Consider the following 24659-nt stretch of genomic DNA (forward strand, 5'->3'; position numbering starts at 1 on the left):
AGGATAAACATGCTATAATAGACCTAGTATAAAATTTGGAAATTTTAGGATATGAATAGTTCAAATGAAGCGTAAGGAAGGTTTGCGATGGCAAGACGAAAAGATTTTTCTGAATTAACAAGAGTACAAATCCCAGCAGCTCTGCATTTGATGCGAATGGGTTATACCTATCTTTCTCGTAATAGTAAAGAAATTGAAGAAAGAGATCCAGATACCAATATTCTTGTATCTGTTTTTAAGGAGCAATTTTTAACGTTTAATAACTATTTAACAGAAGAAGATTTTGAGAGAGAATTGGCCAATATCAAGCTGGAACTGGATCAAAATGATTTAGGGCGCTCCTTCTTTAAAAGGATACAGGGACAAGAAGGTGCTGTTTATATCGATTGGGAAAATCCTGAAGCTAATACCTTCCATCTGGCGCTTGAAGTCACTTGTCAAAATGGACAAGATGAATTTCGTCCGGATATAGTTGTATTTATCAATGGGCTTCCCCTTTCTTATATCGAAGTTAAACAACCCAATGCTATCCGTGATGGAAAGACAGGGATTCAGTCAGAACAGGACAGAACCAGATACCGTTTTGAAAATCGTAAGTTCCGTCGTTTTAACAATATTACTCAATTGATAGCTTTATCAGATAATTTACCTTATATCAGTGGCCAAGGTCAACAAAAACAGGGTTCTTACTACGGTTCAAATGCCTATTCAAAAACCAAGTTTAATGCTTTCAAGGAAGAAAGAGAAGTAGATTTTCTGAATTCAATTGTACCTTTAAAGGATGAACAAATTGATTTCGTACTTGAGGATGTGAAGCGTTTTGCTCTCAAATCTCAACCAGAATTTACAACAAACTTACAGCCTGACACTCCTTGCAATACTTTCCTCTCTTCTTTGTATCAAAAAGAACGCCTGCTTTTCATGCTTCGTTTTGGGCTGGTCTATGTAGAGGAAGAAAGCAAGGAAGGGCAGATACAATTGCAGAAACATGTCATGCGCTATCCGCAGTATTTTGCAACTCGTGCTATCGAAGAAACCATCGCAAAAGGTGTCAAAAAAGGTGTTATCTGGCATACACAGGGCTCAGGTAAGACAGCCTTAGCTTTCTTCAATATCCGCTATCTGACCAATTATTTCTCAAAACAGGGAATTGTCCCTCAGTTTTACTTTGTCGTTGATCGCTTGGACTTGGCAGACCAAGCCTTTAAGGAATTTACCAAAAGAGGTTTAAAAGTTAAGCGTATCAACAATCCTCGAGAACTCAATCAAAAACAAGATGGTTATGATGTCGCCGTTGTTAATATCCAGAAGTTCAAAGATGATTCAGATCTAACGGATCGCTCTGGCTATGATCTCAATCGTCAAAACATCTACTTTATCGATGAAGCACATCGCTCTTATAACGAACGAGGTTCCTACTTGCCAAATCTTTATCAGGCAGATACCAATGCGATCAAGATTGCCTTGACTGGGACCCCCTTGATTACCTACAAGAAAGATGGCAAGACTAAGGAAAGTCATGCAACCACACGTGATATTTTTGGGGATTATATCCATAAATACTACTACAACCAGTCTATCAATGATGGTTTTACCTTGCGTTTGATGCGAGAAGATATCGAGACGTCCTATAAAGATAATCTCAGAGCAATTAATGAAGAAATCCAACGTGGTGATTTATCCAAAGAAGATATCTTTGCCCATCCGCACTATGTGGAACCTATGCTTGATTTTATTCTGGAGGACTTTAATCGTGCGCGTGATCTGGTTTTTGATGACCAGTCTATTGGTGGTATGATTGTCTGCGATTCGTCCAAGCAGGCGCGTGAGCTTGAAAAGCAGTTAGAAGAACGACGCAAAGCTGGAACAACAAACTTGACCTCTGCTCTCATCCTCCATGATGAGGGAGACAAGGAAGAGAAAAAGGCAAAGGTGGATGCCTATAAGGAAGGTAAGATTGACCTCATTATCGTCTATTCGATGCTCCTGACAGGTTTTGATGCGCCTCGCCTCAAGCGTCTCTATCTAGGTCGCAAGATTAAGGCTCATAACCTTCTTCAGACTTTGACTCGTGTGAATCGTCCTTACAAGGACTATCTCTTTGGCTATGTAGTTGATTTTGCGGATATTTCTAAAGAATTTGACAAGACTAATCGTGCTTATCTGGAAGAACTTAATCAAGAGTATGATACAACCCTGACTGGGGAAAATGGAGAGGATGTGTTTGGGTCGCTCTTTGTGCCAGCTGAGGAAATTTCTCAGGAACTAAGCAAGACAGAGCGCATCCTCATGGACTATCCAACCTCTAATCTAGAGTTCTTTTCTCAATCAATTGATGATATTAAGGATAGAAAGCAACTAAATGAACTACGAAAAGCCTTAGAATCGGTTAAGCAGTACTATAATATCGCCCGCTTACTTGGTTATGACCATTTGATTGAGCAGATTGATATTGCTCAGATTGCAACTCTGCTCAATGTTATCTCGAGACGTTTGATGACCTTGTCACTGATAGATAAGCCAGATGACTTTTCCAGTCGCACTCTTTTAAATCTTGCCATGTCTGAGACCAGTTTTAGTTTTGTCAAGATTGCGGAGGAAGAACTCCGTCTAGCAGCCAATGACCTAGAAGATTTGAAGCGTCGAGTTGCTGGAGGAATTATAAAAGAGCGTGATGAGAAAGATCCTGAGTGGGTCTCTCTCTACGAAGAATTTCAGCGTATCATGAAAAAACATCTGATTCATGGGCAAGAAGGCTATACTATGGAAAACATCAAAGAAATTCAAAAAGAGTACGAAGACCTCTTTGAGTCAGTGGAAGATTATCATACTCATATGAGACGTTTGACGATGAATTTTGACGGAGATGAAATGGCAGCTCGTTCCTATAAACACGTAACCAATTCGACTATGGTCAGTGATTTTCCTGCTATTTACCATGTTATCAAGGGTTCTAAAGTCAGACTAGACCGTAAAATCGGTCAAAATCAAGGAGTGCTCGATAACGAGGACTTTCTCAAGAAAATGATTCGAGAAGAAGCTCGGATTGAAATGAAAACCAACCAATCTGCAAGTAGTTTGACAAGACAGGATTTTAATTATATCGTCGAGTCGCTATTTGAAGGATATGAAGAGGAATACCAACACTAATGAATGAAACATACAAAGTCCAAGTCCAAGACTTGGTAGATGATTTGAAAGCAGTCTTTACCCATGCGGGACTAGGAGGGGAAGCGGGGGAATACAAACTCCTCACCCAGTCCTTCCTCTACAAATTTTTAAATGATAAGTTTTTATATCAGGCAAAGTGCCTAGATGAAGAGAATACTTATGAGCACTTATTGACTTTGAGTAAAGATGACTATGACTGGCTCTTGGAGGATATCGGTACCAGTACGGCTTGGCTCAAGCCAGACCAGTTGATCGAAACGCTTCACCGTCAGCAAAATGAAGCGAATTTCTACGAGAGTTTTGAAAATACCCTCAACCAGATTGCCATTGATAATAACGATATTTTCTCTGTTTATACGGACGGAGATACATCTATTCGTCTCTTTGATGAACGCTTGATTACTGATACTATCTCAGATAGTAGTAAGCGTAACGAGGTTGCAAAAGCTATCATCAATCTCCTTGCGCGCGTTAAGTTTGATGAGAACATTTTCTCACAAGGTTTCGACTTTTTCTCTACCCTCTTTGAGTACATGATAAAGGACTACAATAAAGATGGCGGTGGTAAGTATGCTGAGTACTACACGCCTCACTCTGTGGCTAAGATTATTGCTGATATTCTTGTGGGAAATGACCAGCCATCAAACGTGCGAATCTATGACCCATCTGCTGGTTCTGGAACCTTGCTGATGAACCTGGCTAGTCGTATCGGTGTGGATAAGGCCACTGTCTATAGTCAGGATATCTCGCAAAAATCATCTAATCTTCTCCGTCTCAATCTGATTTTGAATGGCCTCCAACACTCCATCCATAATATCGTACAGGGAAATACCATCATTGCCAACCGTCATCCTGAAAAAATGGACTATATCGTCTCTAACCCACCTTTCAAGCTGGACTTTTCAGAGTGGCGTGACCGAGTGGAAAGCTTGCCAGAAGCCAGTGAGCGTTTCTTTGCAGGAGTGCCCAAGGTTCCCGCTAAGTCTAAGGACAAGATGGCGATTTATGAGCTCTTTGTCCAGCATATCATCTACTCTCTGAAGCCTGATGGTCAAGCAGCCGTTGTCTTGCCGACAGGATTTATCACAGCCCAGTCAGGGATTGATAAGACTATCCGTCAATACTTGGTGGACAATCAAATGCTGGCGGGTGTCGTTTCTATGCCGTCTAATATCTTTGCGACGACAGGTACCAACGTCTCCATCCTCTTTATCGATAAGAAAAATAAGGGCGATGTCGTCCTCATCGATGCCTCAAATCTCGGAACCAAGGTCAAGGAAGGCAAGAACCAAAAGACCGTGCTGTCTCCTGAGGAAGAGCAGAAGATCGTCGAGACCTTTATCCAGAAAGAAGCTGTCGAGGACTTTTCTGTCACTGTCTCTTATAAGGATATCAAGGAGAAAAACTACTCTTTTAGCGCAGGCCAATACTTTGACATCAAGATCGACTATGTAGATATCACAGCAGAGGAATTTGAAGCCAAGATGACCGCCTTTCAAAGCAAACTCTCAGACCTCTTCCAGCAATCGCATACGTTGGAGCAGGAGATTGAAGAGCAAATGAAGGGGTTGAAGTATGAGTAGAGTAATTTTAGGTGATATTGCTATTTCTCAAACAGGTCCTTTTGGTAGCCAATTACATGAGGAAGATTATGTTAGCGAAGGAACTCCTATAGTAACGGTAGAACATTTGGGAGATATAAATTTTACACACCAAAATCTTCCTTTCGTATCTGAAGCTGATACGAAGAGATTAAGTAAATACATCTTAATTGAAGGAGATATTGTGTTTAGCAGGGTAGGCTCTATTGATAGAAATGTCTATGTTGATAAAAATCATGAAGGTTGGATGTTTTCAGGTAGATGTATAAGAGTACGAGCTGATAAAAACAAAGTTAACACTAGGTATTTATCTTATTATTTTAAACAAAATAGTTTCAAAAAGATGATGATGAATCTGGCAGTTGGAGCAACAATGCCATCGTTGAACACAAAAATTATGAATTCAATAGAGTTGGATTTATTGCCTAGAGAGAATCAAGATAAAATTGCAAATATACTTTCAGCAATTGATGATAAAATCCAAATCAACAACCAAATCAACCAAGAGTTGGAGGCTATGGCTAAGACCCTCTATGACTACTGGTTTGTACAGTTTGATTTCCCAGACCAGAATGGCAAACCCTACAAATCATCAGGTGGAAAGATGGTCTATCACCCAGAACTCAAACGCGAAATCCCAGAGGGGTGGGGAGTGGAGACTCTTAAAGACTTTGAGTCGAAAATTATTACTGGAAAAACACCTTCTAGAGCAAATAGTGATAATTTTGGAGGTGAAATTCCTTTTATAACAATTGGAGATATTCGAGGAAATACTTTTATTTATAACACTTCAGAAACATTGACTGATTTAGGAGCAAGCGTACAACAGAATAAGTATTTACCTGAAGGTAGTTTATGTGTTTCTTGTATTGCGACAGTGGGTGAAATTGGATTTACTACTGAATGGTCTCATACAAATCAACAAATAAATTCAATTGTTTTTGAGGATGAAACCAATAGATATTATCTTTATTTTGCGTTGAAAAATTATTTTGAAAATGCTAATGCAAGTGCAAAGACTGGAAATACTTTTGCTAATATGAATAAAGAAGATTTTTCAGGAATTAGAATCATTCTACCAAGAAATGAAATCAAAAATAATTTTCACAAAATGACAGAGCCCTATTTTGCACAAATCAAATGTTTACAAGGACAAAACAAAGAACTCACCCAACTTCGCGATTGGCTCTTGCCAATGCTGATGAATGGACAGGTGAAGGTGGAGTGAGAGGGAGTTTGAAAACTTTTATATAAAATTTCTATCAAGGAGGTGTGTGAATATTGTCTTGTGTAATTGGTACGGTATTTAGAAATTTCGCAATTATTTCAGGAGATACGCGTCTTAGTAATGATTCAGGTGAAACTGTAAGTGAAAAATACTCTAAAGTGTTCAAGGTAAATCAAAATGTGTTGGTAGGTTTTACTGGTTCAGGTAATGCTGTAGATGTTTTAAATAAAAATGGAATTTTTGACAAAGATGACTGTCCAAGTGCTGAAGATTTTCTAGAATTTTTATGGCTTTTATTAGGTAACAGAGTGGTAAATGAACCAAACAATTGTAATATATTAGTTTTTGGAAAAAGTAAAATGAATTATGGTTTTGGTGGAAACTTTCATATGTCAGAAGATGATGTTCAAAATCAGCTACATTTAACAGATCACAGAAACGTATGGTCTCCGATTCTGACCCCTCCAGATGTTGATTACGAGTATTATCAAGATTTAGTTAATTCAAAAGTACAATTTATTATTGCTGAACAAATAATTTCTCCTGTATTTAGTAGAGGGTTGGCAATTAAGAAAATAAAAGAAGTACATAGAGAAATTATTCTTGAAATTTCTAAAAAAGATAGATCAGTTAATAGTAATATTGAACAACATGTGATTAAATGGTGACTATGACTAATAAAATTGTTGAATACAAAGACCTAATTGCTTTTCATCCAGGTCAGTATGTTGAGGAGTTGATTGAAGATTATAACGTAACGCAAAAGGAATTTGCGGAGCGTTTAGGAATTTCTGAAATGAAGCTCTATAAATTAGTGAATGGTGAGGAATCAATTAGTAATGATATTGCTCGGAAGTTAGCCAACATTACTAATATTTCGATGCAAACTTGGTTCAACCTTCAAAATGCTTATGATGTAAAAATTGCGGAGATTGTAAAGCAAAAATGAGCTTGTCTAAGACTCCGAGTAATAAATTCCTGATACAGTCTTTTATTCACATCAAGAGATAGTTTTATAAGAAACGACAATTTACAGGAAAATCTAACTAGTCTAATATGGTAGAATAGAATATAAAGATTTTACTTAAAGTTTTGTCTAGAAAGGAAAACCATGACACCGACTTATGAAATTGATAATCCCAGCCTCTCTTATCAGACCAAGTTAGACTTATGGGAAACGGGATTTGGTTTACAAAAGGTAGATAATCTAGAGCCGTCGCTGTATATGAGAGAGCTAGCAGAGCAAAATTCTCAAGGAAAGTTGACTTATCAAGAAGTTTATGACCAAGTAACGACTTATCACCAAAAAATCGATGATAGCACAAGAGAAGCAGACCTTGTTGCTATGAGAATTGTGGAACTCTTGTCTTCTAATGCCTTTAAATTTGCTCCAACAACATTGAAATTGATTCATAAAGAGCTTTTCTTTGGCCTCCTGCCACAAGGCATTCCCTTGGGAGAATACCGCTCTTATAACATTACAAAAAATGAGGCTGTTTTAAATGGAGACAGTGTCATTTATGATGATTTTCGTACGGTAGCAGATAGTTTGGCCTATGATTTTCAGCAGGAAAGTCAATTTGACTATCAAGGAAAATCCGAGATTGAGGTAGTGAAGCATATCAAGACTTTTATTTCAGGTATTTGGCAAATTCATCCTTTTGGAGAAGGAAATACTCGAACGATAACAGTATTTTTGATTAAGTACCTTAGAACTATGGGATTTCAAGTAGACAATAAACCCTTCCAAGAAAATGCAAAGTATTTTCGAGATGCTCTTGTTCTAGATAATGCGAAGCTTTTCCAGAAAAAAACAGAATATCTGGAACGATTTTTTGAAAATCTCTTATTAGGTGGCCAACATGATTTAGAAATAGACTAAGAGATGAACGGTTTATTGTGCATTTTGAGTTAGAAATTGTTCCCTCTTTTGAAAATGGGAATGGTAGTATGGGGCGAATGAGTTAGAGTCTTATCTTGTAGAGCATTACCAGATAATAAATGCAGTAGCACAAGAATTGACAGGCTTGAGTGCAGCAACCATTCGTCGCTATCTCCAACTATTTGTAAATCAAGGTTTATTAGAAAAATCAGGAACTACAAAAAACACTATTTATTCGCTCATATTCCGCTCATAATTCGCTCGTTTTTAAGATATAACTTTGTTTCCATATTTCCGGGGAACTAGTAGAAAGTAAGGAGAAATATGGAAAATAACAATCAACGTGCCCTTTGCCAGCAACTCTGGGCTAGAAACAAATACCTCGTCTTGAGTCATTCCAGTAATATTTACAATGAGATCCGCCAATACTTGAAGAATGAAGAAGTGGAGGTAAGTCAGGTTCAGGAGATGATTGACCGTGCCTGCCAGATTCCAGAACACAGGGGTCAGGTTTGCAATGCCTTTCAGCATATTTGGGGCTATTTCAAAAAGAAAGCGACAGATGCTGAGCGCAAGGACTATATGCTCCTGTTTGATCGCTATCGATTTGGTCAGGCTTCTAAGGAAGACTTGATCGCTAAGACTCGAGACTTGCTTGATCGCTATCCCAATACCTACTTGCAACATTCGACTTTACTGAAAGGAGACGCCCATGAGACTTTGGCATGAGGCTTTGATTTCACAGCTTCCTCGTCCTCAACTCTTGGGGCAACATCGAGAGTGCTGTGCCCTCCGTGGCAATGGCTGGGGCAGAAAGCATGCGATGGTGGACTATGTCTTTACCCACTCGCCTTATCGTCTCTTTGCCTATCATCGCTTGATCATGGAGGAGATGGATAATCGTGGCTACAAGGTCAGTCCAGAGTGGCTGGATAAAAACTATCGTGGTAAGATTTGTCCCTCTTATGAGGATTTACCTGAGGAGACTTTGACGAGCCCTATTTACAAGGAGCATGATGCCGCCTACTTTGAGGAGTGCCTGGAAAATCTCCGAGAGAAGGGGATTGAGCTTGAGTAAACGTAAGGATTATCAGCATTTTATACCTCTTCTCGTAATTTTTTCGAATAATAAAGATGAGACCTTTAGAGTTTTTCTAAGGTCTTCTTTTTATGAGTGTTCAGATTTACTTTTAATAACTTTTGAGTTATAATTTAATTAGAAAGAGGTTGCTTGGTGCATACGATTTACTTCTATAAGGACAAAAATGGAAACGAGCCAGTTTTGGATTATATGAGAGAATTGGCTAGTCAGAAAAGTAAGGATAGTCGCATCAAACTCAATAAACTAAATGACTATATCGAGTTGCTTAGTCACCATGGGACGAGAGCTGGGGAACCCTATATCAAACATTTGGAAGATGAGATTTGGGAACTAAGACCTCTGAGAGATCGAATTTTATTTGTAGCATGGGTTGATGGTAGTTTTGTTCTTTTACATCATTTTGTCAAAAAGACTCAGAAAACTCCTAGAAGAGAAATTGAAAAAGCCAAGCGTGAACTAAAGGACTTAAAAGAAAGAAGGTTAAGTGATGAAGAATAGTGCTATTGGGAGTAACTGGAAGGATGTCCGGTCAGAACTTTTTACCAAGGAGGAAATTCGTGAAAGTGATATGCGAGTCGCTATCATGAGTGAGTTGATTGAAGCCAGACATGAACAAGGAATTAGTCAGAAAAAGCTAGAAGAACTCAGTGGAGTGAGCCAGCCTGTCATAGCTAGGATGGAAACAGGCAAGACAAGCCCTCAGTTGGATACAGTCTTAAAAGTTTTAGCCAGTTTAGGAAAGACATTAGCAGTCGTCCCGCTTGAACAGGAAAAGAGTTGAGTGGTAGAAGTTGGAAAGCTTTAACAAATTTAACAGTTATAGTACCTCAATTTTATAATTTTAGAAAATCAAACTTTTTTTAATTAAGCGTGAACGAAGTGAGCTTTTAGCGGATATTTCCCGCCATAGTGGTATTCTAGATAATAATTTATTATTATCTAGAACGGAATTTTTGAGACATTCTGGCTCAAAAATTAGGGATGAAATTACTTGGTTGCCTAAAATCATCCACTGGATAATTTTACCTCCCGTCCGCACTTTTCAGGGAAATGTCAGAATTAAAAAAGAAAAATCAACCTATAGTCTTTTCTAATAACAAGCCATAGTCACTTATAAGAATTACTAATAAGGCGTTTGAACCGTCTAACTGAAATAAAGCTATAAAACAAGCTACACAAAGGATTTGAGGCATTTGTCTCAGGTCTTTTTCTTTTGTATAAAACGGAGATATAGTTTCAAACTATATCAAAGCCTAATTTTTTACAATTATACAGACGCTGTCTTTTCTGTTAAGATAGTTTCAACAACAAATTTTGGAGGACACATCATGTCAACTACAATCATCGGTTTCCCACGTTTGGGCGAATTCCGCGAATTAAAATTTACAACTGAAAAATACTTTAGAAAAGAAATCTCAGAAGAAGAACTCTTGGCAGCAGCAAAAGACTTGCGTGCTAAACACTGGAACATCGTCAAAGAAAAAGGCATCACTGAAATTCCATCAAATGACTTTTCTCACTATGACAACTTCCTAGATGCAGCTTTCCTTTTCAACGTGGTACCTGCTTCAGTTCAAAACTTGGACTTGTCTGACCTCGAGCGCTACTTCGCTTTGGGTCGTGGTTACCAAGGAGAAAAAGGGGATGTTCGCGCCCTTCCAATGAAAAAATGGTTCAACACTAACTACCACTACATCGTTCCTAAATTTGAAAAAGACACTCAAGTCAAACTTGCAGGTCACAAGATCTTTGATGAGTTCCAAGAAGCAAAAGAACTTGGATTGAACACTCGTCCTGTTCTTGTAGGTCCATTCACTTTCCTTCAATTGTCAGACTTTGAAGAAGGCGTGAAAGCAGAAGACTTCGTAGATAGCTTAGTGGCTGCTTACCAAGAAGTTTTTGCTAAATTGGCAGAACTTGGTGCGACTCGTATCCAATTGGATGAAGCTGCTCTTGTCAAAGATTTGACAGCTGAAGAAAAAGCTCTCTTCTTGAACCTCTACAACAAACTCTTGGCTAACAAAAAAGGTCTTGAAGTCTTGCTTCAAACTTACTTCGGTGACGTTCGTGACGTTTACGCTGACCTTGTAAACTTGCCAGTTGATGCCATCGGTCTTGACTTCGTTGAAGGTAAGAAAACTCTTGAACTCGTTAAAGGTGGCTTCCCAGCTGACAAGACTCTCTATGCAGGTATCGTCAATGGTAAAAACATCTGGCGTAACAACTACGAAAAGAGCTTGGCTGTTCTTGAACAAATCCCAGCTGAAAACATTGTCTTGACAAGCTCATGCTCACTTCTTCATGTGCCATTTACAACAGCTAATGAAGAATTTGAACCAGCAATCTTGAATCACTTTGCCTTTGCAGTTGAAAAATTGGATGAGATTCGTGATTTGGATGCTATCCGCAATGGTCAAGGTGAAGAAGCACTTGCAGCTAACAAAGAACTCTTTGCGACTGAGCGTGTTGGTGAAAATGCGGAACTTCGTGCGCGTATCGCTGGTTTGACAGACGCAGACTACACTCGTTTGCCAGCCTTTGCAGAACGTGAAGCTATCCAAGAAGAAGCTTTCAAACTTCCAGCTCTTCCAACAACAACTATCGGTTCATTCCCTCAAACTAAAGAAGTTCGTGCGAAGCGTTTGGCTTACCGTAAGGGTGAATTGTCTCAAGAAGAGTACGACGCTTTCCTTGCTGAAACAATTGATGAATGGATCAAATGGCAAGAAGATATCGACTTTGATGTCCTTGTTCACGGTGAATTTGAGCGTAATGACATGGTTGAGTACTTCGGTCAAAACTTGTCAGGTTACCTCTTCTCTAAAAATGGTTGGGTACAATCTTACGGTATGCGTGGAGTGAAACCACCAATCATCTGGGGTGATGTCACTCGTCTTAACCCAATCACTGTTAAATGGTCTAGCTATGCACAAAGCCGTACAAACAAACCTGTTAAAGGGATGTTAACTGGACCTGTTACCATCCTCAACTGGTCATTCCCACGTGAAGACATCTCTATCAAGGATTCTACTCTTCAAATCGCCCTTGCCATCAAGGATGAAGTGCTTGACCTTGAAGCTGCTGGTGTGAAAATCATCCAAATCGATGAGGCTGCTCTTCGTGAAAAATTACCACTCCGTCGTAGCGACTGGTACGAAGACTACCTTGACTGGGCTATTCCTGCCTTCCGCTTGGTACATTCAACAGTAGCGCCAGACACACAAATCCACACTCACATGTGTTACTCAGAATTTACAGATATCATTCCAGCTATTGACAACATGGATGCGGACGTTATTTCCTTTGAAGCTAGCCGTTCAAATCTCGAAATCTTGGACGAACTCAAAGCGAAAAACTTCCAAACTGAAGTGGGACCTGGGGTTTACGATATCCACTCACCTCGTGTGCCGAACGAAGGCGAAATCGATAATACTATCGAAGCTATCCTTGCTAAAGTGCCAAGCAAGAAAGTTTGGATCAACCCTGACTGTGGCTTGAAAACACGTGGTATTCCAGAAACAAAAGAAAGCTTGATCCGCCTTGTTGAAGCAGCTAAAGCTGCGCGTGAGAAATTGTAAGATTAGATTTCTCCCTACAACGGTTGTTCAAAATGAAATCAAAAAGAAAAGGATAAGGACTATGTCACGCCAAACACCGTCACTCTCATTTGAAGTGTTCCCTCCAAACCCAGCAGTGGGTAATGATAACATTATTTCTGCTCTTCAAGATATGCAGGAGTTGGCTCCTCACTTTATCAGTGTAACTGCCAGCAATAATAAGTTTAATATCAAGGAAACGACGGTTCGTTTGGCTGACTTTATCCAAAATGACTTGGCGATTCCGACTATTGCTCACTTGCCAGCCATTTATTTGACCAAGGACAAGGTGGCTGAAACTATTGCTGACTTGGACAAGGTTGGCGTGCAGAAAATCTTGGCTCTTCGTGGGGATATTATCCCTGATGTGGAACCTCAAAAGGATTTCCGTTATGCAACAGACTTGATCGAGTTCATCAAGGAACAGGCTCCTCACTTTGATATTATCGGAGCTTGCTATCCAGAAGGGCATCCAGATTCACCAAATCAGATTTCAGATATCCAAAATCTTAAGAAGAAAGTAGATGCAGGCTGTTCCAGCCTTGTAACTCAGCTTTTCTTTGACAATGAGCGCTTCTATGATTTCCAAGACAAGTGCATCTTGGCTGGAATTGATGTTCCTATTCATGCAGGGATTATGCCAATTTTGAATCGAAATCAGGCTCTTCGCCTCTTGAAGACTTGTGAGAATATCCACCTTCCACGCAAATTTAAAGCCATCTTAGACAAGTATGAGCATGACCCTGAGTCGCTCAGAGCAGCAGGACTTGCCTATGCAGTGGACCAAATCGTGGACTTGGTAACTCAGGATGTTTCCGGAGTACATCTCTACACTATGAATAATGCTGAAACAGCAAAATACATCCACCAAGCAACCCATGCCTTGTTTAATCATCAGTCTCTAGGATAATAAAAAGTAAACCATTCTTCTCAGGTGAGGGGGATGGTTCCTTTTTAATGGTAAAGACCGCACTTTTTAAGAAAAATATGATAAAATAGACTCTGTACGTACTTGATACAAAGATGAGGGTATTAAATAATACAATGCATTCAAACTGCAAGATTTAGCGACACGAGCGAGTCAAATCGATATTATTTGACGAGGGAGTTAGTAAAGCATTTAGCTAATCGCATGACAGCGATTAGCGTGAAAGGCTTAGATGCTTTAGCATCAATCCTTTCTAATGATTTGTATCTAGATAGTTGAACACGGGCTAAATCCCTAGTGAAAAAGATAGATTTCCTGATGTACATGGTACACTGCGTCAATCGAATGCTATCTTGAGCAATTGAACCCGGCCGAAAAGCTGTGTAAAAAAGATAAACTGTCTTGTCTTCATCGAAGACTTCGTCAGTTTCCTATTTTTACTTTGCTTCTGACGTCCTTGGTATCTTGTGTAACTGAACACGCCTACAACTCTGTGGAAAAAGATAAATCTACCTAGGAGCAGTCGCTCCGTCGTTCGATTTCCTATTTTCCTTTGAGTTGCTTTACGGCTTAGTATCTTGATTTTTGTAGGCAAGGCGTATAATTTCATCAATCCAAAGGGGATTAAAATGACAAAACAAGTGTTTCAAACGACTTTTGCGGGTCGTGAGTTAATTGTAGAGACTGGTCAGGTTGCTAAGCAAGCAAATGGCTCTGTTGTCGTTCGTTACGGTGAGTCAACGGTCTTGACTGCTGCCGTTATGTCTAAGAAGATGGCAACTGGGGATTTCTTCCCTCTTCAAGTCAACTATGAAGAAAAAATGTATGCGGCTGGGAAGTTTCCTGGTGGCTTTATGAAACGTGAAGGACGTCCTTCAACGGATGCGACTTTAACAGCGCGTTTGATTGACCGTCCAATCCGTCCTATGTTCGCAGAAGGTTTCCGTAATGAAGTGCAAGTGATTAACACTGTACTTTCTTACGATGAAAATGCATCTGCACCTATGGCAGCTATGTTTGGTTCATCCTTGGCGCTTTCTATATCAGATATTCCATTTGACGGCCCAATCGCTGGGGTACAAGTGGGCTATGTAGATGGTCAAATTATCATCAACCCAAGTCAAGAACAAGCAGAGCAATCGCTGCTTGAATTGACAGTAGCAGGTACTAAGCATGCCATCAACATGGTAGAATCTGGTGCTAAAGAATTATCAGAAGAGATCATGTTGGAAGCCCTTCTTAAAGGGCACGAAGCGGTCAAAGAATTGATTGCCTTCCAAGAAGAAATTGTTGCTGCTGTCGGTAAGGAAAAAGCAGAGGTAGAATTGCTTCATGTGGATGCTGACTTGCAAGCTGAAATCATCGCAGCCTATAACAGCGACCTCCAAAAAGCGGTTCAAGTAGAAGAAAAATTGGCCCGTGAAGCTGCAACTCAAGCAGTTAAGGACCAAGTTACTGCCGTTTACGAAGAAAAATATGCGGACCATGAAGAATTTGACCGTATTATGCGTGATGTGGCTGAAATCTTGGAACAAATGGAACACGCTGAAGTGCGCCGTTTGATCACAGAAGACAAGGTTCGTCCTGACGGCCGTAAGGTCGATGAAATCCGTCCTTTGGATGCGGTTGTTGACTTCCTTCCTCGTGTGCACGGTTCAGGTCTCTTTACTCGTGGACAAACTCAGGCTCTTTCAGTTTTGACCTTGGCTCCGATGGGAGAAACTCAAATCATTGATGGTTTGGATCCAGAGTACAAGAAACGCTTTATGCACCACTATAACTTCCCACAATACTCTGTAGGGGAAACTGGTCGTTACGGTGCACCTGGTCGTCGTGAAATTGGTCACGGGGCTCTCGGTGAGCGTGCTCTTGCTCAAGTCTTGCCAAGTTTGGAAGAATTCCCATACGCTATCCGTTTGGTAGCTGAGGTCTTGGAATCAAATGGTTCTTCATCTCAGGCTTCTATCTGTGCTGGAACTCTTGCCCTTATGGCTGGTGGTGTGCCAATCAAGGCGCCAGTGGCTGGTATTGCCATGGGACTTATCTCAGATGGAAACAACTATACAGTCTTGACAGATATCCAAGGTTTGGAAGACCACTTTGGAGACATGGACTTCAAGGTTGCAGGAACTCGTGACGGAATTACAGCCCTTCAAATGGATATCAAGATTCAAGGGATCACTGCAGAAATCTTGACTGAAGCCCTTGCCCAAGCCAAGAAAGCGCGTTTTGAAATCCTTGATGTGATTGAAGCAACCATTCCAGAAGTTCGTCCAGAATTGGCTCCAACTGCTCCGAAAATTGATACCATCAAGATCGATGTGGACAAGATCAAGATTGTCATCGGTAAGGGTGGAGAAACCATCGACAAGATTATCGCTGAAACAGGCGTTAAGATCGATATCGACGAAGAAGGAAATGTGTCTATCTACTCTAGTGACCAAGATGCTATTAACCGTGCCAAAGAAATCATTGCTGGTTTGGTTCGTGAAGCTAAGGTGGACGAAGTTTACCGTGCTAAAGTCGTTCGTATCGAGAAATTTGGTGCCTTTGTTAACCTCTTTGATAAGACAGATGCCCTTGTTCATATCTCTGAGATGGCTTGGACTCGTACCAATAATGTCGAAGACTTGGTAGCAATCGGGGATGAAGTTGATGTTAAGGTTATTAAGATTGATGAAAAAGGACGTGTGGATGCTTCTATGAAAGCCCTTCTTCCTCGTCCTCCAAAACCTGAACGTGATGAAAAAGGCGAAAAGTCTGAGAGACCTCACCGCCCACGTCATCACAAGGACCACAAACCTAAGAAAGAATTTACAGAAACACCAAAAGATTCAGAATAAGAAAAGGAGAAATGTATGGGATGGTGGCGCGAAACCATTGATATCGTAAAAGAAAATGATCCAGCGGCCCGCACCACTTTGGAGGTTTTGCTGACTTATCCAGGTGTCAAGGCCTTGGCGGCCCACCGTCTCTCGCATTTTCTCTGGAAGCATGGCTTCAAACTCTTGGCTCGTATGCACAGTCAGTTTTGGCGCTTTTGGACTCAGATTGAGATTCATCCAGGTGCCCAGATTGATTCAGGTGTCTTTATCGACCATGGTTCTGGCTTGGTGATTGGGGAAACAGCGATTGTTGAACAAGGTGTTCTCCTTTATCACGGAGTGACTCTTGGTGGAACAGGGAAGGATGTTGGCAAACGCCATCCGACCGTTCGAAAGGGAGCTCTGATATCCGCTCATGCCCAAGTTATCGGTCCAGTGGAAATCGGTGAAAATGCCAAGGTCGGTGCTGCAGCAGTTGTCGTGGCAGACGTACCTAGTGATGTGACAGTGGTCGGTATTCCTGCCAAGATTGTCCGTGTACATGGTAAGAAGGATGAGCCGGTCATTCACGAAGTCGAAGAAAAACGAGAGTACTACGTCAATAAACTCGAGCAGGCTAAAGAAGCCAGTCACAGATCGTCTGGTTTGTAGAGGATAGCTATATGATTCAAGCAAGAAACAAGTTAAGCCAAGAGGAGTTATCTGAGGCGAAAAAACTAATTAACTGTTGCCAAAACTATGACGGTACCTATCGTGATCCCTATCTCTCTAACATGCTTAATTTTGACCCAAACATGCCCGCCTTTTTCCTTTATTATGAAAAAGGCGAACTTGTTGGTTTATTAACTGTCTATGCAGATGACCAAGATGTGGAAGTGACGATACTGGTTCATCCAGATCATCGCCGTCAGGGAATTGCGCGGGCTTTGTATAGAAGTTTTGAGAAAGAAACGGCATCTTATCCAATTGAGTCTGTGACTTTTCAGACAGAGCGTGTTTTTCTAGACCGCCATCCTGATTTTGTCAGCAATTGGGGATTGGTCGAGGACGAGGATACAGAAACCTGGTTAGGTAAGGATAGAAGACCTTATCCGTTAGAAAAGCTTTCCAATCTTGAAGTTTTGTTAGCAGATAGTTCGTATCAGGAGCAAATCAGTCAGTTAAAATTTCAGGCATTCTCAGAGGAACATGAGTCTAGAGAGATTGTGGATAGATATGTCGCTGAAGCTCTGAAAGATCCAGAAAGCCGCCTATATATTTTGTTAAAAGACGGTCAGGTTATTGGGACTTGCACGGTAGATTTATCGACTAATACGAATTACTTCTACGGTTTAGCAATATCAGAACTTGAACGTGGGAAAGGCTATGGAAGCTACTTAGCAAAATCTCTAGTCAACCAACTGATTGAGCAAAATGATAAGGAATTTCAGATTGCCGTGGAAGATAGTAATGTAGGTGCCAAACGTTTGTATGAAAAAATTGGCTTTGTCAAACAGACTCAGGTGGTTTATCTGAATGAGAAAGGAGCAAGGGATTCCGAAGTGTAGAGAGATTCGGACTGAAATTCAATTGAACTCTTAGTGATTTACTAATTGTTCTTGGATTTTGGATTTCCTGACTATGATTTATGATTAAAATCTATGACACTATGTCTCGTGATTTGCGAGAGTTTGTCCCGATTGAGGACGGCAAAGTCAAGATGTATGTTTGTGGGCCAACCGTGTATAACTATATCCACGTGGGGAATGCCCGTTCGACGGTAGCTTTTGATACGATTCGTCGCTATTTTGAATACCGTGGTTATGAGGTTGCCTATATTTCCAATTTTACGGATGTGGATGATAAGATTATCAATCGTGCCAAGGAAGAAGGTATAACGCCTCAGGAGGTTGCGGACAAGTACATCGCTGCCTTTCGTGAGGATGTGACGGCCTTGGGTGTCAAACCTGCGACTCGCCATCCGCGTGTAGTGGAGTTTATGGCGGATATCATCCGCTTTGTGGAAGACTTGATTGAAAAAGGTTTTGCCTATGAGAGCCAAGGGGATGTTTACTTCCGTGTTGAAAAAACCCACAACTATGCTAAATTGGCCAATAAAACCTTGGAAGATTTGGAGCTGGGTGCTTCAGGTCGTACCGATGAAGAAACGGCTCGTAAGGAAAATCCTGTGGACTTTGCCCTCTGGAAATCTGCCAAATCAGGAGAGATTTCTTGGGATAGCCCTTGGGGACCTGGTCGTCCGGGCTGGCATATCGAGTGTTCGGTTATGTCAACAGAGATTTTGGGCGATACCATTGATATCCACGGTGGCGGAGCCGACCTAGAGTTTCCACATCATACCAACGAAATTGCCCAGTCAGAAGCCAAAACAGGTAAAACCTTTGCCAACTACTGGATGCACAACGGTTTTGTCAATATTGATAATGTCAAGATGTCCAAGTCCTTGGGTAACTTTATTACAGTTCACGACGCTCTTAAAACACTTGATGGGCAAGTACTTCGTTTCTTCTTTGCGACTCAACACTACCGAAAGCCTATCAACTTTACGGAAAAAGCGGTGCGGGATGCAGAGACTAATCTCAAGTATCTGAAGAATACTTACGAACAACCATTTACGGGAACTGTAGATGCTCAAGAGTTACAAGCCTTTAAAGATAAGTTTGTAGCGGCTATGGATGAAGATTTTAACGCTGCCAACGGTATCACAGTTGTCTTTGAAATGGCCAAATGGATCAATTCAGGCAACTATGATGCAGCTGTCAAGCAAGCTCTTGCAGATATGTTGGAAGTCTTTGGGATTGTCTTTGTTGAGGAAGTATTGGATGCAGAGATTGAAGCCTTAATCCAAAAACGCCAAGAAGCGCGTGCCAATCGGGACTTTGCGACAGCGGACCAGATCCGTGACCAATTGGCTGCTCAAGGGATTAAGCTCCTTGACACCAAAGATGGAGTGAGGTGGACACGTGATTGATGTCAATCTCATTAACGGGATTGCGTTAGCTTTTGAGGGGGACGCGGTGTATTCCATGTATATTCGCCGCCACCTCATTCTTAAAGGCATAACCAAACCCAATAAACTCCACCAAGAGGCGACCAAGTATGTCTCAGCCAAAGCTCAGGCTCGCCTGATTTCCCTCATGTTAGAGGAGCAAGTCCTGACGGAAAAAGAAGAAGAAATCTACAAACGTGGTCGCAATACCAATAGTCACACCAAGGCCAAAAATGCTGATGTGGTGACTTACCGTATGTCTACAGGTTTTGAAGCAGTCATGGGCTATCTCCATATGACTGAAAATCTGGAACGTCTTGAGAGCTTGATTTCGTGGTGCATCCAAAAAGTGGAGGGCTAGGACATGATGGCAAAAGAACTACAAGACTGGTTTCCTGAAGCTCAGATTTCAGACCAACCAGTAGAGAAAGAGGGCTATCTCACTTTCCCTTTAGCTTCTCAGCAGTGGATTTTGCTGGAGGAAGCTGGGCTCAGTGAGCGTGAAAAGCAGTTGATTTCCCTTTTGACTCAAGAGGAAGAAGCAACTTCATCCAATCCTTGGTACGCTTATATAATTGAGGGGAAGGGTCAGGCACCGCAAGCTTTTAAAAAAATTCAGTTGGTTTATTGTCATCTTTCTTATTTTCAGCAGGAAAATCTGGCTTCTTGGTTAGATATGATGAGGACTCTTTTTCCGAACTGTCAGACAGTGCTACAGGTCGGAGCTCAGGACTATGTTTTCGTACTTCAACAAGACAAATACACCTCTGTACGAGCTATTTTAAGTGATACGATTGAAGCGGTTGAGTATGACTTTGGATTGCGTCTCTCTATCATGTTGGGCCAGATTTGGTCTCAGACAGGACATCAAGCCCTATCAGACTTGATTAAAGCGGAGCGGGATTTGTTTAAGACTTGGTGGCGTCAGGGTCACCAAGGTGTTCACACTTTTTCACAACTCTATCTTTGGAGTATGGGGGACAGACTTGTGAACCTGAGAGCAATCAAGGAATGCTTGCAGCAGATGATTTTGGACCAGGATCAGATTCAGGAAATCATTCTCTCTCTTTGGGAAAATAGTGCTGTTCTAACAAAAACAGCCCAGCAACTCTATCTGCACCGTAATTCTCTTCAATACAAGATTGATAAATGGGAAGAATTGACAGGGCTTCAGTTGAAGGAATTGACCGACCTTACTCTGTGTTATCAATTGATTTTACCAGATATTCTCTAAAGTTTTGTGCAAGTTGCACAGAACTTTTTTATTTTTTTGGTCACCTTGCCATAGAAAAGTAAAGCGTTTTCATCTATAATAAAACTATCAAAAGATAAAAGGAGTTCACCTCATGGTAGAATTGAATCTTAAAAATATTTACAAAAAATATCCAAATAGCGAACACTATTCAGTTGAAGACTTCAACTTGGACATTAAAGACAAAGAATTTATCGTTTTCGTAGGTCCTTCAGGATGTGGTAAATCAACAACTCTTCGTATGATTGCTGGTCTTGAAGATATCACAGAAGGTACTGCATCTATCGATGGCGTGGTTGTCAACGACGTAGCTCCAAAAGACCGTGACATCGCCATGGTATTCCAAAACTACGCTCTTTACCCACACATGACTGTTTATGACAACATGGCTTTCGGTTTGAAATTGCGTAAATACAGCAAAGAAGACATCGACAAACGTGTGCAAGAAGCAGCTGAAATCCTTGGATTGAAAGAATTCTTGGAACGTAAACCTGCTGACCTTTCAGGTGGTCAACGTCAACGTGTTGCCATGGGTCGTGCAATCGTCCGTGATGCAAAAGTGTTCTTGATGGACGAACCTTTGTCAAACTTGGATGCCAAACTTCGTGTATCAATGCGTGCTGAAATTGCGAAAATCCACCGTCGTATCGGAGCTACAACTATCTACGTAACTCACGACCAAACAGAAGCGATGACACTGGCAGACCGTATCGTTATCATGTCAGCAACTAAAAACCCTGCTGGTACAGGTACTATCGGACGTGTAGAACAAATCGGTACTCCTCAAGAAGTTTACAAAAACCCAGTTAATAAATTCGTAGCAGGCTTCATCGGAAGTCCAGCTATGAACTTCATCAATGTGAAATTGGTTGGTAGCGAAATTGTTTCTGACGGTTTCCGTTTGAAAGTTCCAGAAGGCGCATTGAAAGTTCTTCGTGAAAAAGGCTACGAAGGTAAAGAATTGATCTTCGGTATCCGTCCAGAAGACGTGAATGCAGAACCTGCTTTCCTTGAAACATTCCCAGAATCAGTTGTCAAAGCTACTATCTCAGTATCAGAATTGCTTGGTTCAGAATCTCACCTTTACTGCCAAGTTGGTAAAGATGAATTTGTTGCCAAAGTTGATGCTCGTGACTACTTGCAAACAGGTGCAACAGTTGAACTTGGATTTGACTTGAACAAAGCACACTTCTTCGATGTAGAAACTGAAAGAACGGTTTACTAAGATAAAAGAAACTTAAAACACTGCTAGAGAAATCTGGTAGTGTTTTTTGAGATGTGGATTGATTGAGAGGGAATTTTCTAGTTTTCATATTCTTAAAAAAGTGATAAAATGGTAGGAAGAATTGGAGAGTAGAGATGCCGAAAGAAGTGAATTTAACAGGCGAAGAAGTTGTCGCTTTAACCAAAGAATATTTAACGGAAGAGGATGTCCATTTTGTCCATAAGGCCTTGGTCTACGCGGTGGAATGCCATAGTGGTCAATACCGCAAATCAGGTGAGCCTTATATTATTCACCCCATCCAAGTGGCAGGTATTTTAGCTAAGCTCAAGCTGGATGCTGTAACGGTAGCTTGTGGTTTCTTGCATGACGTGGTAGAAGATACAGAAGCGACTCTGGATGATTTGGAAAGAGAGTTTGGCCCTGACGTGCGGGTAATCGTTGATGGGGTTACCAAGCTTGGTAAGGTCGAGTACAAATCAATCGAGGAGCAGTTGGCTGAAAATCATCGCAAGATGCTCATGGCCATGTCTGAGGACATCCGCGTTATCTTGGTTAAACTGTCTGACCGCTTACACAATATGCGGACCCTGAAACATCTTCGAAAAGACAAGCAGGAGCGTATTTCCAAAGAAACTATGGAAATCTATGCGCCGCTTGCCCACCGTCTGGGGATTTCTAGCGTTAAATGGGAATTGGAAGACCTATCTTTCCGTTATCTTAATCCAACGGAGTTTTACAAGATTACCCATATGATGAAGGAAAAACGCAGAGAGCGTGAAGCCTTGGTGGATGAGGTAGTTACAAAATTAGAGGAATATACGACGGATCGTCACTTGAAAGGGAAGATTTACGGTCGTCCTAAGCATATTTACTCGATTTTCCGCAAAATGCAGGATAAGAGAAAACGTTTTGAGGAAATCTATGACCTGATTGCCATTCGCTGTATTTTAGATACCCAAAGTGATGTTTATGCCATGCTTGGTTATGTACATGAGCTTTGGAAACCAATGCCAGGTCGTTTCAAAGACTATATCGCTAACCGCAAGGCCAATGGTTATCAGTCTATCCATACGACTGTCTATGGGCCAAAAGGGCCGATTGAATTCCAGATTCGGACCAAGGAAATGCACGAGGTCGCTGAGTACGGGGTTGCGGCTCACTGGGCTTATAAGAAAGGCATTAAGGGGCAGGTTAACAGCAAGGAATCTGCTATTGGGATGAACTGGATCAAGGAGATGATGGAACTTCAAGACCAGGCTGATGATGCCAAGGAATTTGTCGATTCAGTTAAGGAAAACTATCTGGCTGAGGAGATTTACGTCTTTACCCCAGATGGAGCTGTTCGTTCCCTTCCAAAAGATTCAGGACCGATTGACTTTGCCTACGAAATTCATACAAAAGTCGGGGAAAAAGCAACTGGTGCCAAGGTCAATGGTCGTATGGTTCCTTTGACAACCAAGCTCAAGACAGGGGATCAGGTTGAAATTGTCACCAACCCGAACTCTTTTGGACCTAGCCGTGACTGGCTCAATATGGTTAAGACCAGCAAGGCTCGTAACAAGATTCGCCAGTTCTTTAAAAACCAAGATAAGGAATTGTCTGTCAACAAGGGTCGTGAGATGCTGATGGCTCAGTTCCAAGAAAACGGCTATGTGGCCAATAAATTCATGGACAAGCGTCACATGGACCAAGTTCTGCAAAAGACCAGTTACAAGACAGAAGAATCCCTCTTTGCGGCTATTGGTTTTGGAGAAATCGGTGCTATTACCGTCTTTAACCGTCTGACTGAAAAGGAACGCCGTGAGGAAGAGCGTGCCAAGGCCAAGGCGGAAGCAGAGGAACTTGTCAAAGGTGGCGAGATCAAGGTTGAAAATAAAGAAACCCTCAAGGTCAAGCATGAGGGGGGTGTGGTTATTGAAGGTGCATCAGGTCTCCTAGTACGGATTGCTAAGTGTTGTAATCCTGTTCCTGGTGATGACATCGTCGGCTATATCACTAAAGGGCGTGGTGTGGCTATTCACCGTGTGGACTGTATGAACCTGCGTGCCCAAGAAAACTACGAGCAACGTCTCCTTGATGTGGAATGGGAAGACCAGTACTCTAGCTCAAATAAGGAGTATATGGCCCATATCGATATTTATGGCCTCAACCGTACAGGACTTTTAAACGATGTTCTTCAAGTTCTTTCAAACACAACTAAGAATATCTCAACAGTAAACGCCCAACCAACCAAGGATATGAAGTTTGCTAATATCCATGTATCCTTTGGCATTGCTAATCTCTCGACGCTGACTACGGTTGTAGATAAAATTAAGAGCGTGCCAGAAGTCTATTCTGTCAAACGGACCAACGGCTAATTGTCCTAGTTCTTACTAGAAAGGCTATTATGAAAATCATTATCCAACGGGTTAAAAAAGCCCAAGTGAGTATCGAAGGTCAGCTTCATGGAAAAATCAATCAGGGGCTTTTATTGCTGGTTGGTGTTGGGCCAGAGGACCAAGAGGAAGATTTGGACTACGCTGTGAGAAAGCTTGTCAACATGCGGATTTTTTCAGATGCAGAAGGCAAGATGAACCTGTCTGTCAAAGATATTGAAGGAGAAATCCTCTCTATTTCTCAGTTTACTCTCTTTGCAGATACTAAGAAAGGCAATCGTCCAGCTTTTACAGGTGCAGCCAAGCCTGATATGGCCTCAGACTTCTATGATGCTTTCAATCAAAAATTAGCGCAGGAAGTGCCCGTTCAGACAGGTATCTTTGGTGCGGACATGCAGGTTGAGCTGGTTAATGATGGACCAGTTACCATTATTCTTGATACTAAAAATAGATAAGAAAGACCAAGCCCGGCCGGCTTGGTTTTT

At 41.2% G+C, this 24659-nt stretch carries 21 protein-coding genes and 1 pseudogene; all 22 read left to right on the forward strand.

Going from position 1 to position 24659, the window contains the following annotated elements; translation table 11 throughout:
* The first annotated feature begins 87 nt into the window (after window positions 1–87).
* The 22 genes and pseudogenes from N5909_RS05800 (at window position 88) to dtd (ending at window position 24629) form a co-directional block, all read left to right on the forward strand.
* Window positions 88–3150, forward strand: a complete 3063-nt coding sequence (locus N5909_RS05800; RefSeq protein WP_033682207.1) for a DEAD/DEAH box helicase family protein — start codon at window positions 88–90, stop codon at window positions 3148–3150.
* Window positions 3150–4754 (forward strand): HsdM family class I SAM-dependent methyltransferase, encoded by a 1605-nt coding sequence (locus tag N5909_RS05805; RefSeq protein ID WP_033682205.1) that lies wholly within the window; start codon window positions 3150–3152, stop codon window positions 4752–4754. The genes N5909_RS05800 and N5909_RS05805 overlap by 1 nt, the downstream gene beginning before the upstream one ends.
* A complete protein-coding gene (locus tag N5909_RS05810; protein WP_033682204.1) occupies window positions 4747–6000 on the forward strand; it encodes a restriction endonuclease subunit S in 1254 nt (417 codons plus the stop codon). Before N5909_RS05805 ends, N5909_RS05810 begins: the two co-directional genes overlap by 8 nt.
* A gap of 53 nt (window positions 6001–6053) precedes the next feature.
* Window positions 6054–6668: a hypothetical protein gene (locus tag N5909_RS05815; RefSeq protein ID WP_033682203.1), complete on the forward strand. Its 615-nt coding sequence runs from the start codon at window positions 6054–6056 to the stop codon at window positions 6666–6668.
* 2 nt (window positions 6669–6670) lie between these two features.
* Window positions 6671–6946: pseudogene (locus tag N5909_RS05820) on the forward strand (HigA family addiction module antitoxin); the annotation flags it as partial.
* A 165-nt stretch (window positions 6947–7111) separates the two neighbouring features.
* Complete coding sequence (locus tag N5909_RS05825) at window positions 7112–7882, forward strand: Fic family protein (protein ID WP_033682201.1); 771 nt, start codon at window positions 7112–7114, stop codon at window positions 7880–7882.
* 136 nt (window positions 7883–8018) lie between these two features.
* Window positions 8019–8138 carry a hypothetical protein gene (locus N5909_RS05830; protein WP_350353754.1) on the forward strand — a complete coding sequence of 40 codons (120 nt, stop codon included), beginning with the start codon at window positions 8019–8021 and terminating at the stop codon, window positions 8136–8138.
* A 68-nt stretch (window positions 8139–8206) separates the two neighbouring features.
* Window positions 8207–8611, forward strand: coding sequence for a YbgA family protein (locus tag N5909_RS05835; RefSeq protein ID WP_033682199.1), 405 nt, complete (start codon window positions 8207–8209; stop codon window positions 8609–8611).
* Window positions 8595–8960: a TIGR02328 family protein gene (locus N5909_RS05840; RefSeq protein WP_033682198.1), complete on the forward strand. Its 366-nt coding sequence runs from the start codon at window positions 8595–8597 to the stop codon at window positions 8958–8960. The genes N5909_RS05835 and N5909_RS05840 overlap by 17 nt, the downstream gene beginning before the upstream one ends.
* 156 nt (window positions 8961–9116) lie before the next feature.
* Window positions 9117–9482: a type II toxin-antitoxin system RelE/ParE family toxin gene (locus N5909_RS05845; RefSeq protein ID WP_033682197.1), complete on the forward strand. Its 366-nt coding sequence runs from the start codon at window positions 9117–9119 to the stop codon at window positions 9480–9482.
* Complete coding sequence (locus N5909_RS05850) at window positions 9472–9765, forward strand: helix-turn-helix domain-containing protein (protein ID WP_033682196.1); 294 nt, start codon at window positions 9472–9474, stop codon at window positions 9763–9765. The genes N5909_RS05845 and N5909_RS05850 overlap by 11 nt, the downstream gene beginning before the upstream one ends.
* A gap of 547 nt (window positions 9766–10312) precedes the next feature.
* Window positions 10313–12562 carry a 5-methyltetrahydropteroyltriglutamate--homocysteine S-methyltransferase gene (gene metE / locus N5909_RS05855; RefSeq protein WP_033682195.1) on the forward strand — a complete coding sequence of 750 codons (2250 nt, stop codon included), beginning with the start codon at window positions 10313–10315 and terminating at the stop codon, window positions 12560–12562.
* Between the two features lie 61 nt (window positions 12563–12623).
* Complete coding sequence (gene metF, locus N5909_RS05860; protein ID WP_033682194.1) at window positions 12624–13490, forward strand: methylenetetrahydrofolate reductase [NAD(P)H]; 867 nt, start codon at window positions 12624–12626, stop codon at window positions 13488–13490.
* A 647-nt stretch (window positions 13491–14137) separates the two neighbouring features.
* The gene (gene pnp / locus N5909_RS05865) at window positions 14138–16351 is read left to right on the forward strand and encodes a polyribonucleotide nucleotidyltransferase (RefSeq protein WP_033682193.1); all 2214 of its coding nucleotides are present in this window, start codon (window positions 14138–14140) and stop codon (window positions 16349–16351) included.
* A 15-nt stretch (window positions 16352–16366) separates the two neighbouring features.
* Window positions 16367–16984 (forward strand): serine O-acetyltransferase, encoded by a 618-nt coding sequence (cysE, locus tag N5909_RS05870; RefSeq protein WP_033682192.1) that lies wholly within the window; start codon window positions 16367–16369, stop codon window positions 16982–16984.
* An 11-nt stretch (window positions 16985–16995) separates the two neighbouring features.
* Window positions 16996–17880, forward strand: a complete 885-nt coding sequence (locus tag N5909_RS05875) for a GNAT family N-acetyltransferase (RefSeq protein WP_033682191.1) — start codon at window positions 16996–16998, stop codon at window positions 17878–17880.
* An 80-nt stretch (window positions 17881–17960) separates the two neighbouring features.
* Complete coding sequence (cysS, locus tag N5909_RS05880) at window positions 17961–19304, forward strand: cysteine--tRNA ligase (protein WP_033682190.1); 1344 nt, start codon at window positions 17961–17963, stop codon at window positions 19302–19304.
* Window positions 19297–19683 (forward strand): Mini-ribonuclease 3, encoded by a 387-nt coding sequence (locus tag N5909_RS05885; RefSeq protein ID WP_049492047.1) that lies wholly within the window; start codon window positions 19297–19299, stop codon window positions 19681–19683. Before cysS ends, N5909_RS05885 begins: the two co-directional genes overlap by 8 nt.
* Before the next feature lie 3 nt (window positions 19684–19686).
* Window positions 19687–20556: a PucR family transcriptional regulator gene (locus N5909_RS05890; protein WP_261020587.1), complete on the forward strand. Its 870-nt coding sequence runs from the start codon at window positions 19687–19689 to the stop codon at window positions 20554–20556.
* A 112-nt stretch (window positions 20557–20668) separates the two neighbouring features.
* Window positions 20669–21799, forward strand: a complete 1131-nt coding sequence (locus N5909_RS05895) for an ABC transporter ATP-binding protein (protein ID WP_000229953.1) — start codon at window positions 20669–20671, stop codon at window positions 21797–21799.
* Between the two features lie 134 nt (window positions 21800–21933).
* Window positions 21934–24156 (forward strand): RelA/SpoT family protein, encoded by a 2223-nt coding sequence (locus N5909_RS05900; protein ID WP_049552186.1) that lies wholly within the window; start codon window positions 21934–21936, stop codon window positions 24154–24156.
* A 29-nt stretch (window positions 24157–24185) separates the two neighbouring features.
* Window positions 24186–24629, forward strand: a complete 444-nt coding sequence (dtd, locus tag N5909_RS05905) for a D-aminoacyl-tRNA deacylase (protein WP_020902423.1) — start codon at window positions 24186–24188, stop codon at window positions 24627–24629.
* The last annotated feature ends 30 nt before the right edge of the window (window positions 24630–24659 follow it).

The sequence above is a fragment of the Streptococcus gwangjuensis genome (assembly GCF_028156745.1).
Taxonomy (GTDB): domain Bacteria; phylum Bacillota; class Bacilli; order Lactobacillales; family Streptococcaceae; genus Streptococcus; species Streptococcus gwangjuense_A.

Bases quoted from the DNA above. Each gene is read 5' to 3' on its own strand.
- N5909_RS05805 (WP_033682205.1), top strand. From the start codon at position 3,150: ATGAATGAAACATACAAAGTCCAAGTCCAAGACTTGGTAGATGATTTG.
- N5909_RS05890 (WP_261020587.1), top strand. From the start codon at position 19,687: ATGATGGCAAAAGAACTACAAGACTGGTTTCCTGAAGCTCAGATTTCA.
- dtd (WP_020902423.1), top strand. From the start codon at position 24,186: ATGAAAATCATTATCCAACGGGTTAAAAAAGCCCAAGTGAGTATCGAA.
- N5909_RS05900 (WP_049552186.1), top strand. From the start codon at position 21,934: ATGCCGAAAGAAGTGAATTTAACAGGCGAAGAAGTTGTCGCTTTAACC.
- N5909_RS05875 (WP_033682191.1), top strand. From the start codon at position 16,996: ATGATTCAAGCAAGAAACAAGTTAAGCCAAGAGGAGTTATCTGAGGCG.
- N5909_RS05810 (WP_033682204.1), top strand. From the start codon at position 4,747: ATGAGTAGAGTAATTTTAGGTGATATTGCTATTTCTCAAACAGGTCCT.
- metE (WP_033682195.1), top strand. From the start codon at position 10,313: ATGTCAACTACAATCATCGGTTTCCCACGTTTGGGCGAATTCCGCGAA.
- N5909_RS05850 (WP_033682196.1), top strand. From the start codon at position 9,472: ATGAAGAATAGTGCTATTGGGAGTAACTGGAAGGATGTCCGGTCAGAA.
- N5909_RS05835 (WP_033682199.1), top strand. From the start codon at position 8,207: ATGGAAAATAACAATCAACGTGCCCTTTGCCAGCAACTCTGGGCTAGA.
- cysS (WP_033682190.1), top strand. From the start codon at position 17,961: ATGATTAAAATCTATGACACTATGTCTCGTGATTTGCGAGAGTTTGTC.
- N5909_RS05895 (WP_000229953.1), top strand. From the start codon at position 20,669: ATGGTAGAATTGAATCTTAAAAATATTTACAAAAAATATCCAAATAGC.
- N5909_RS05840 (WP_033682198.1), top strand. From the start codon at position 8,595: ATGAGACTTTGGCATGAGGCTTTGATTTCACAGCTTCCTCGTCCTCAA.
- pnp (WP_033682193.1), top strand. From the start codon at position 14,138: ATGACAAAACAAGTGTTTCAAACGACTTTTGCGGGTCGTGAGTTAATT.
- metF (WP_033682194.1), top strand. From the start codon at position 12,624: ATGTCACGCCAAACACCGTCACTCTCATTTGAAGTGTTCCCTCCAAAC.
- N5909_RS05800 (WP_033682207.1), top strand. From the start codon at position 88: ATGGCAAGACGAAAAGATTTTTCTGAATTAACAAGAGTACAAATCCCA.
- cysE (WP_033682192.1), top strand. From the start codon at position 16,367: ATGGGATGGTGGCGCGAAACCATTGATATCGTAAAAGAAAATGATCCA.
- N5909_RS05825 (WP_033682201.1), top strand. From the start codon at position 7,112: ATGACACCGACTTATGAAATTGATAATCCCAGCCTCTCTTATCAGACC.